General features: G+C 70.7%; 8 protein-coding genes. 4 read left to right on the forward strand and 4 right to left on the reverse strand.

The window, feature by feature from the left end:
• Positions 1-39 precede the first annotated feature (39 nt).
• From ACFWPS_RS37170 to ACFWPS_RS37180, 3 genes are all read right to left on the reverse strand, one after another.
• A complete protein-coding gene (locus tag ACFWPS_RS37170) occupies positions 40-825 on the reverse strand; it encodes a hypothetical protein (protein WP_383713711.1) in 786 nt (261 codons plus the stop codon).
• A 197-nt stretch (positions 826-1,022) separates the two neighbouring features.
• Entirely contained in the window at positions 1,023-1,787 is a 765-nt protein-coding gene (locus ACFWPS_RS37175; protein WP_383713714.1) for a DUF4239 domain-containing protein, read from the reverse strand.
• A 31-nt stretch (positions 1,788-1,818) separates the two neighbouring features.
• Positions 1,819-1,947 carry a hypothetical protein gene (locus ACFWPS_RS37180; protein WP_256216080.1) on the reverse strand — a complete coding sequence of 43 codons (129 nt, stop codon included), beginning with the start codon at positions 1,945-1,947 and terminating at the stop codon, positions 1,819-1,821.
• Between the two features lie 757 nt (positions 1,948-2,704).
• On the opposite strand from ACFWPS_RS37180, the gene ACFWPS_RS37185 reads away from it, so the two are divergent.
• The 3 genes from ACFWPS_RS37185 (at position 2,705) to ACFWPS_RS37195 (ending at position 6,944) form a co-directional block, all read left to right on the forward strand.
• On the forward strand, positions 2,705-3,673 hold the full coding sequence (locus ACFWPS_RS37185) for an SCO0930 family lipoprotein (RefSeq protein ID WP_383713718.1): 969 nt from the start codon (positions 2,705-2,707) through the stop codon (positions 3,671-3,673).
• A 317-nt stretch (positions 3,674-3,990) separates the two neighbouring features.
• Positions 3,991-4,803 carry an SAM-dependent methyltransferase gene (locus ACFWPS_RS37190; protein ID WP_383713720.1) on the forward strand — a complete coding sequence of 271 codons (813 nt, stop codon included), beginning with the start codon at positions 3,991-3,993 and terminating at the stop codon, positions 4,801-4,803.
• Positions 4,800-6,944: a putative bifunctional diguanylate cyclase/phosphodiesterase gene (locus ACFWPS_RS37195; RefSeq protein ID WP_383713722.1), complete on the forward strand. Its 2,145-nt coding sequence runs from the start codon at positions 4,800-4,802 to the stop codon at positions 6,942-6,944. Before ACFWPS_RS37190 ends, ACFWPS_RS37195 begins: the two co-directional genes overlap by 4 nt.
• Positions 6,945-6,966: 22 nt before the next feature.
• Here ACFWPS_RS37195 and ACFWPS_RS37200 read toward each other — a convergent pair whose 3' ends face one another.
• Positions 6,967-7,290, reverse strand: a complete 324-nt coding sequence (locus ACFWPS_RS37200; RefSeq protein WP_383713724.1) for an L-rhamnose mutarotase — start codon at positions 7,288-7,290, stop codon at positions 6,967-6,969.
• Between the two features lie 271 nt (positions 7,291-7,561).
• Here ACFWPS_RS37200 and ACFWPS_RS37205 point away from each other — a divergent pair, with 271 nt between their 5' ends.
• Entirely contained in the window at positions 7,562-8,389 is an 828-nt protein-coding gene (locus ACFWPS_RS37205; protein ID WP_383713726.1) for a FadR/GntR family transcriptional regulator, read from the forward strand.
• Positions 8,390-8,478: the final 89 nt, after the last annotated feature.

Consider the following 8,478-nt stretch of genomic DNA (forward strand, 5'->3'; position numbering starts at 1 on the left):
CGGCGGACCGGGGCACAGGCCCGTCCGGCCACGTCATGATCAGGCGCCGTCCCCGCGGGCGTGCCTGCGCGAGCGCCGGTACGCCGTACCGACCGAGCCCAGGACGAGCACCGCGCCGAGGCCGATCTCCCTGAGGTCGAATCCGCCGATGCTGCCGCCCTCACCGGCCTGGACACCCCGCCCGGGCGGAATGGGCTGGGGGTTGAGCGACTCGCCGCTGCCGGAACCACCGTCCGTGCGCCCGTCGGTACCGGCGTCGGCGCGGCTGTCCGTGGAGGCGTCGGTGCGGCTGTCCGTGGAGTCGTCGGTGGGATCGTCGCTGTGCCCGCCCGTACTGCTGTCGGTGCGCCCGTCCGTACGTCCGCCGTCGTTCCCGCCGCTCTGGTCGTCGGCGTGCCCGTTTCCGTCGGCGTGCCCGTCGGTGCGTCCGTCCGTATGCCCGTCGCCGTGTCCGGCCGACGTGCCGCTCGCGATGGCCAGTTCCGTCGACGCGCTGGACCCGTCGCAGTTGAACGTCACCCGGTACGACGCCTGCGACTTCGCGCTCCGGTCGACCGTGGCCGTCATCGAGTCCCGCTCCGACGGGATGCGGACCGTGTCGAACACACCCGAAGTGACCGTCGCGGCGCCCCGGCAGCCGCTGTCGCGGTCCAGGTGCAGACTCACCCGGCCGCCCGCCGTCACGGTCGAGGGCGTCACCCGGAAGCCGAAGGGTGTGCCGTCCCGGCCCCCGTCGCCGCTGTCGCTCGCGAGGATGGCCGGAGTGGAGAGGGCGAGAGCACCGACACCCAGCAGTGCGGCCGAAGCAACGCGTATCGCGCGCATGGTGGTTCCTCCGGTCCCCGAGGAGCAGCATGCGGACCTGTTCCGCCAGTGCCGGGAATGCACCTCGATGATCGGAACGCTAGAAACATCCGCACACGCGCGCGAACGCAGTAGTGCGAACGGGGGAGCCGGTTGGGCCGTCCGGGGGACGTCGACGGCGTGGCGCCGTGTCCCCCGGGGGTGCTTCCTGAACCTCGCTACCCCTTGATGTGCGGGAAGAGGTTCAGGAACGGCTGTGCCGTCGCCGTGATGCCGCGGCTGTACGGTTCGTCGAAGTCCCAGATCAGGAACAGCATGAAGGTGATGGTCGCGGAGAACAGGCCGGCCAGGATCAGCTCGCGCCGGGTGCGCCTGATCTGCAGCGCGAAGACCATGCCGATGGTGATCGCCGCTCCGGCCAGCAGCCCGATCCACACCACGTTCGGCATCGTCGCCCCGGTCGAGTCGGCCCGGGCGCTGCGCGCCTGGTCGAGAGCGGCCACCTGGTCCACCAGCGGCTGGTAGGCCTGTGCCTGGAAGTCGGTCTTCGGCTCGTAGTCGGTGACGTCCTGACGGATCTGCGCGAGCAGATCGGCACCGCGCTGGGAGAGCCGGCCGTGGTCGGCCATCTCCTTCCACTCCTTGTCGACGACCTGGGCGGCGTAGGCGTCGACGTCCGCCCGGATCCGGTCACGGGTGTCGGGCGGATACACCCGCACCCGTTCGTAGATCTCGTGCAGCGCCTGCGCCTCCGCCTGCACATGGTCCTGCGCGGCGCTGCGGGCCTCCCACACCCCGGCCACCGCGAGACCGAGGACGATGGCGTAGATGACGCCGATCCACATGGTCATGTACTCGATGACGTCCGGCGTCTCGGAGGGATCCTCGCCCTCCGCCGCCCTCTTGTCGCGAACGAGGGTGATGATCACGACCACGGCGACGGCCGCGAGCATCGCGAGGACGAGAACAAGCCAATCCGGCAACGGAAGCCTCCAGGATTCAGTGGGCCGGCCGTCAGCGCGCGCGGAACGCGGCGACGGCGATGATCGCGGGTACGGCGATGAGCAGGACGTAGGTGACCGGGGAGGTGCGGTTCGGGGCCGCCGCGCCGGTCGACTGGACGTGGTACGGCGGGTAGGTCACCGGGGTCGGCGAGGGCCGCGGGGTGGGCTTCGGCGACGGGGTGGGGGTCGGCGTCGGCTTCGGCCGGGGCCGGGGGGCCGGTGGCGGGGTGGGAGTCGGCGTGGGTTTCGGGGCCGGCGCCCGCCGGGGTGGCGGCGGTGGTGCCGGGCGCGGCGCCGGCGGGGTGGGGCGCGGCCGTTTGGGCGTTGGGGTGGGTTTGGGGGTGGGCTTCGGTGTCGGTGTCGGTGTCGGTTTCGGCGTCGGGGTAGGTGTCGGAGTCGGCGTGGGCGTGGGGCAGGGCGGCGGGGTGGGCGCCGGACACGGTGGGGGAGTGGGCCAGGAGCCCCCGGCGACGGCCACGGCGTGAATGCCGTCGGGGCCCGTCGAGGCGGAGGCGCAGGCGTCGGCCGACGCCGTGCCGACCGGGCAGCCCACCAGGGTCCACGTCAGCGTCAGCAGGGCCAACACCCTTGGGACGGGCGCGAGTCTGGTCGCTTCGGGTGCATGCACGACGGAGATCATGGGGCGTCGGGCGCCGTCGCACGCCGGAGTACCGGGTGATTGGCCCGAACGGGGGACATGCGGCGTAAACCGGTTTGAATCACACCGTCCCGCGAATGGCTCGAAGCGTACGCCCGTGCGGGAGGCGGTCCACGGCCACAGTGTGCCGAAAGAAATTTGTGCGCCCGTTGAACACTTCGGCCCCCGGCATCCGTACCTGGTGTCGTGCGGCGGCGCAGAGGCGCTGCAATAACCAGGCGATTATGGGGAGTTGACGATGAAGACCTCGTGGAGGAGCGCCTCGCTGGTGGCCACGGCCGCGGGGGTGATGGTGTTCGCGACGGCGTGCGGTTCGAACAACGCGACCACTCCGTCCTCGGCGGCCCAGAACGTCGGTGCCACGGCCCCGGCCGGCATCGGCAGCATCACCAACCCCTCCGCTTCGACCGGCGCGGGCAACGGCTACGGTGCCGACGGCAACCAGGCCTCCAGCTCCCCGGCCGCGGTCGCGCCCGCCGGCAAGCTGACCGTGGCCAGCAACCCCGACCTGGGCAAGGTGCTGACCGACGGCAGCGGTCTCACCCTCTACCGTTTCGATGCCGACACCGCCAATCCCCCCAAGTCGAACTGCGACGGCGACTGCGCCACCACCTGGCCGCCGGTGCCCGCCAACGACGCCACGGCCGGTGAGGGCATCGACAAGTCCCTGCTCGGCGAGGTCACCCGCACCGACGGCACCAAGCAGCTGACCGTCGCAGGCTGGCCGGTGTACCGCTACGCCAAGGACGTCAACGCCGGTGACGTCAACGGCCAGGGCGTGGGCGGCAAGTGGTTCGCGGCCGCCCCCGACGGCAAGAAGGCCACGCTGGCCTCGCTGCCCGGCCTGTCGGTCCGCAAGGACGCCAAGCTCGGCGACATCATCGTCGACAAGAACGGCATGACGGTCTACCGCTTCATCAAGGACAAGGCGTGGCCCAAGGTCGTCTCGAACTGCACCGGTGACTGCCTGGTGAAGTGGCCGGCCGTCGCGGAGGTCGCCTCCAGCGACACCAAGGGCATCGTGAAGAAGGGCCTGATGGGCTTCACCCGCCCCGACAACGGCGCGAAGCAGCAGACGGTCAACTGCTGGCCCATCTACACCTTCTCCGGTGACGCCAAGGCCGGTGACACCAACGGCCAGGGCGTCGGCGGCACGTGGTACGCCGTCTCGCCCGAAGGAAAGCTGGTCGGCGCGCCGGCCAGCTAGGGATCACCTCCCCAGCGTTGACCGCCCCGCACGACAACACAACGGCGCACGACCGCCCGCCCCCTCCACACCGCACGGAGGGGGCGGGCTTCTTGGCGTACGCGATGCGGAGCGCCCCTTTGGGGGCGCGGGGAACTGCGCGAGCAACCACGAATCACCCGCACCCGACGAACAAACCGAACGCGCCCCAAACCGAACACCGAATTCCCAGGCCATGACCGGGAACGGACGGTCAATTTCCGTTTCGGCTCGCCCTGTTCGCAGACGATCAGTAGCCTCTGCTCGAACACCGGATCGCCTCAGCCTTGGAGAGATACATGGAGCGTCCCGCCTGGGCCCCACGAAGCATCGACATCTCGGTGCCGAGCGTTTCGCGTATCTACGACTACTACCTGGGCGGTTCGCACAATTTCGAGGTCGACCGGGAAGCGGCCCGCAAGGCGATGACGCACCTGCCCGGCCTGCCGAAGATCATGCAGGCCAACCGGGCGTTCATGCGCCGCGCCGTGCGCCACGCGGTGGGCACCGGCATCGACCAGTTCCTGGACATCGGTTCCGGCATCCCCACCTTCGGCAACGTCCACGAGGTCGCGCAGGCGGCGCACCCCGGCGCCCGCGTGGTGTACGTCGACCACGACCCGGTTGCCGTGGCGCACAGCAACGCCGTCCTGGAGGGCAACGAGGACGCGGACGTCGTGGCGGCCGATCTCCGCAAGCCCCAGGAGATCCTGTCCAGCCCTCAGGTGGAGCGCCTCATCGACCTGAATCGGCCAGTGGCGTTGCTTCTCGTTGCCATACTGCACTTCGTGGAAGACGCGGACGACCCGTACGGGGCAGTGGCACAGCTGCGCGACGCACTCGCGCCCGGCAGCCTGCTTGTTCTCACGCATGCCTCGTACGAGGGAATCCCGTTGCCGGCCGAGCGGGCCGAGGGCGCGGTGGACGTATACAAGGACATTCGCAACCCGCTGATCATGCGCTCGCGCGACGAGGTCGCGCGGTTCTTCGAGGGGTACGACATGGTGGAACCCGGACTGGTGCCGATGCCCCACTGGCGGCCGGAGTCGGCGCCGGAGGACGAGGATCCGTATGCCTTCGCCGGATTCGCCGGCGTGGGGATCGCGGCGTGACCGCGGAGCCGGGCGGCCCGGAGGACAGACTGCGCAGGTTCGCGACGATCTGGAGCCGGGCCGTGTTCCCGGTCACCTCGACGTCCCTGACCCGCCCGGAGTTCGAGGAACAACTGCTGCCGCTGGCCCGCCGGCTGAGTGAGATCCTGCTGGCGCACGGCTTCGACGCCGACGAGGCCCGGCAGGTGGGCGCCGCGCTCATCGACGCGCACTGCACCGACCCCGAGGCGCTCACCCGTACCCTCGACTGCGTCGACGCGTATCTGGTCCTGTACTGCGGCGAGGACGGCCCCCAGGACGAGCTGCGGATGCGCTCCTCGCGGATCCAGCACGCGATGGCCGCCGGGTTCGCCCAGGCACTGCGCGAACGCACGCTGGCCGAGCAGGAGGCCATCGCCCAGGCCGCGTTGCGCGCCCAGGGTGTGGTCGCGCAGGCGCTGCACGCCAGCGAGGCCCGCTTCCGCGCCGTCTTCGAGGGTGCGGCGATAGGGATCGGCATCGCCGACCTCGAAGGCAACGTCCTGCAGGTCAACGGCGCGCTGCTGCGCATGTTCGGCGGCTCCGAGCAGACCCTGCGCAGCCGCAACGTCCTGGAGTGGGCGCATCCCGAGGACGCGCCGCAGACCTGGCGGCTCTACGAGGAGCTGGTGCGCGGCGAACGCGAGCACTACCACGTCGAGAAGGCCTTCAACCGCTCCGACGGAACGGTCCTGTGGACCAACCTGACCGTCTCCCTGCTCCGGGACGCGGACGGCGACCCGCAGTACCAGCTGGCCCTCATGGAGGACACCACCGAGCGCCGCCTGCTCAACCTCCGGCTGCGCTACGAGGCCACCCACGACGCGCTCACCGGCCTGCCCAACCGCACGCTGTTCTTCGAACGCCTGGAGAAGGCCCTGTCGGCCGGCGAGGGCCAGCGGTTCGGGCTGTGCTACCTCGACCTGGACGGCTTCAAGACCGTCAACGACAGCCTCGGCCACTCGGCCGGCGACCGGCTGCTGGTGGAGGTCGCCGACCGGCTGCAGTCCTGCGCGACCGCGCCCGGCGAGATGGTCGCCCGGCTCGGCGGCGACGAGTTCGTGGCGCTGACCACCGGCCCGGCCACCCAGCGCGAGGTCGACGACCTGGCCGACCGCATCATGAACGCCCTGGTCACCCCGATCAGCATCGACGGCCGTGACCTCATGGTCCGCGGCTCCATCGGGATCGTCGAAGGCCCGGCGGGCGAGCGCACCCCGGCCGAGGTGCTGCGCAGCGCCGACATCACGATGTACCGGGCCAAGTCGGCGGGCGGCAACCGCTCCGAACTCGCCGACCCGGAGGCGGACGCCCGCGCGATCACCCGCCACGGCCTGACCACGGCGCTGCCCGCCGCGCTGGACCGGAACGAGTTCTTCATCGAGTACCAGCCGCTGGTCCACCTCGGCGACGGCAGCGTCCGCGGCGCCGAGGCCCTGGTCCGGTGGCTGCATCCGCAGCACGGTGTCCTCGGCCCCGACCGGTTCATCCCGCTCGCCGAACACACCGGTCTCATCGTCCCGTTGGGCCGCTGGGTCCTGGAGGAGTCGATCCGCCAGGCCCGCGAATGGCGAGAACGCTATGGCGAGGACTCCGCCGCCGGCCCGCTGCGGATCAACGTCAACCTCTCCCCGTGCCAGCTCAGCCACCCCGGCCTGGTCCAGGACACGGTGGACATCCTGGAGCGGACCGGAGTGGCCCCCGACGCCCTCTGCCTGGAGGTCACCGAGTCGGCGCTCATCGGCGCCGACGACGACCTGCTCAAACCCCTGCGGCGCCTCGCCGAGATGGGCGTGGACATCGCCCTGGACGACTTCGGCACCGGTTACTCGAACCTCGCGAACCTGCGCCGCCTGCCGGTGAGCATCCTCAAGCTGGACCGCTCCTTCACCCAGAGCATGCAGCAGTTCCCGGCGGATCCGGTCGACCTCAAGATCGTGGAGGGCATCGTCACCCTGGCCCACAGCCTGGACCTCGCGGTCACGGTGGAGGGCGTGGAGACGGGCGCCCAGGCGGAACAACTCCGGATACTGGGCTGCGACACGGCCCAGGGCTGGTACTACGCCCGTCCGGGCCCGCCGGAGCGCCTGCACGAGCTGGCACTGGTGGACGCGACGGGCTGACCCGGCGTCCCGGCGGGGGCCCTCAGTCGAGGTGGAAGATCTCCTCGGCGGGGGCCCACCGTTCGTTCTCGGCGGCGGCGTCCAGCGGCTGCTGGCAGGGGTCGGTGAGGGCCCACCACTCGCGGGACACCGGGTCGGCCGCGATCTCCGCGGTGTCGGCGGCGTAGTCGCTCCCCGCGTACTCGAGGTAGCTGAACAGCAGCCCGTCCCGCAGGAAGATCGAGTAGTTGCCGATGCGGGCACGCTTGAGGGCCGCCAGCACACCCGGCCAGGCCGCCGCATGCAGTGCGCGGTACTCCGACTCCTTCTCCGGGCGCAGCCGGATGACGGCGGCGAAGCGCTGCACCCTGGCTCACCTCCCCTTCCGCGGTGACGAACGCCGGTCATGACTCCGACCGGGCGAGGAAGAATCTGCTTCATTTGATGAGCAGGACCCTAAGGATCCGATCCTTCCGGCGCAATGGATCGATGAAATGTCCCATATCTTCGATGTCGCCCCGTCTCGGCAGGTGCTTGAATCCAGTTCTGCTCAACATCTTCCCTACGCGTAACGTGGATGTCATAGTGGCCACCGCCGATGAACCTGATTAATCTGAACGCGGAGGAGGGGGTACACCGTGGCCGATCCGTCAGCGGTCTCCGACGGTCCCTACCGGCCGGGGTACGAACTGGTCGCCGAACAACTGCTGGAGTACATCGCCGAGCAGAACCTGCGGCCGGGCGACCGGCTCCCCACGGAGGCGGGCCTGGCCGAGATCCTGGGGGCGACCCGCAACGTCACGCGTGAGGCCGTCAAGGTGCTGGCCGCCATCGGCCGGCTGAGCGTGCGCCGGGGCGCCGGCATCTTCGTCGCGGAGGCGTCCGGCGGGCTGGTGGACGACCACCTGTCGCACTTCCGGCCGACGAGCATGGAAGACGTCCTGATGCTGCTGGACTACCGCACGGTGATCGAGTCCGAGACGGCCCGCCGGGCCGCGGGCCTCGCCACCCCCATCGAGGTCCGCACCATCCGGGAGGGCGCGCAGAGTTCCCTGACGGCGGCCCAGCAGAACGACGGGCACGCCTTCGCCCGGGCCGACGAGGCCTTCCACGACGCGGTGGGCGCCGCCTCGCACAACGTGTTCCTGCGGTCGAGCGTCGCCGGTGTACGGCGCCTCGCGTCCCAGTCCGACGTGCTGCTCTTCCACGGCGACGCCCCCGGCTCGCTGGAGGTCGCCGCACGACAGCATCTCGCCATCGCAGAGGCGGTCGCCGCGGGGGAGGCCGATCTCGCGAGCGAGTTGATGGTGGAGCACATCGCCACCACGCAGAGCCAGTTCGAGCGGAAGATCCGCGACCGGCTGTTCAACCTCGGCGAACGCGCAGCCCCCGGGGCACCCGCGCGGCCGTCGGCGGACAGCGGTCCCGGAGACTCCGCGCAGCCCCCGCAGACGTCGGTGTCATAGGCCGGTTCAGTGCGGGCTGCGGGCCGGTGGGGGCTGCTCGCGCAGTTCCCCGCGCCCCTTTCAGGGGCGCCAAGTGCACGCCCCTGAAA

It is taken from the genome of Streptomyces sp. NPDC058457, from assembly GCF_042720695.1.
Lineage (GTDB): Bacteria > Actinomycetota > Actinomycetes > Streptomycetales > Streptomycetaceae > Streptomyces.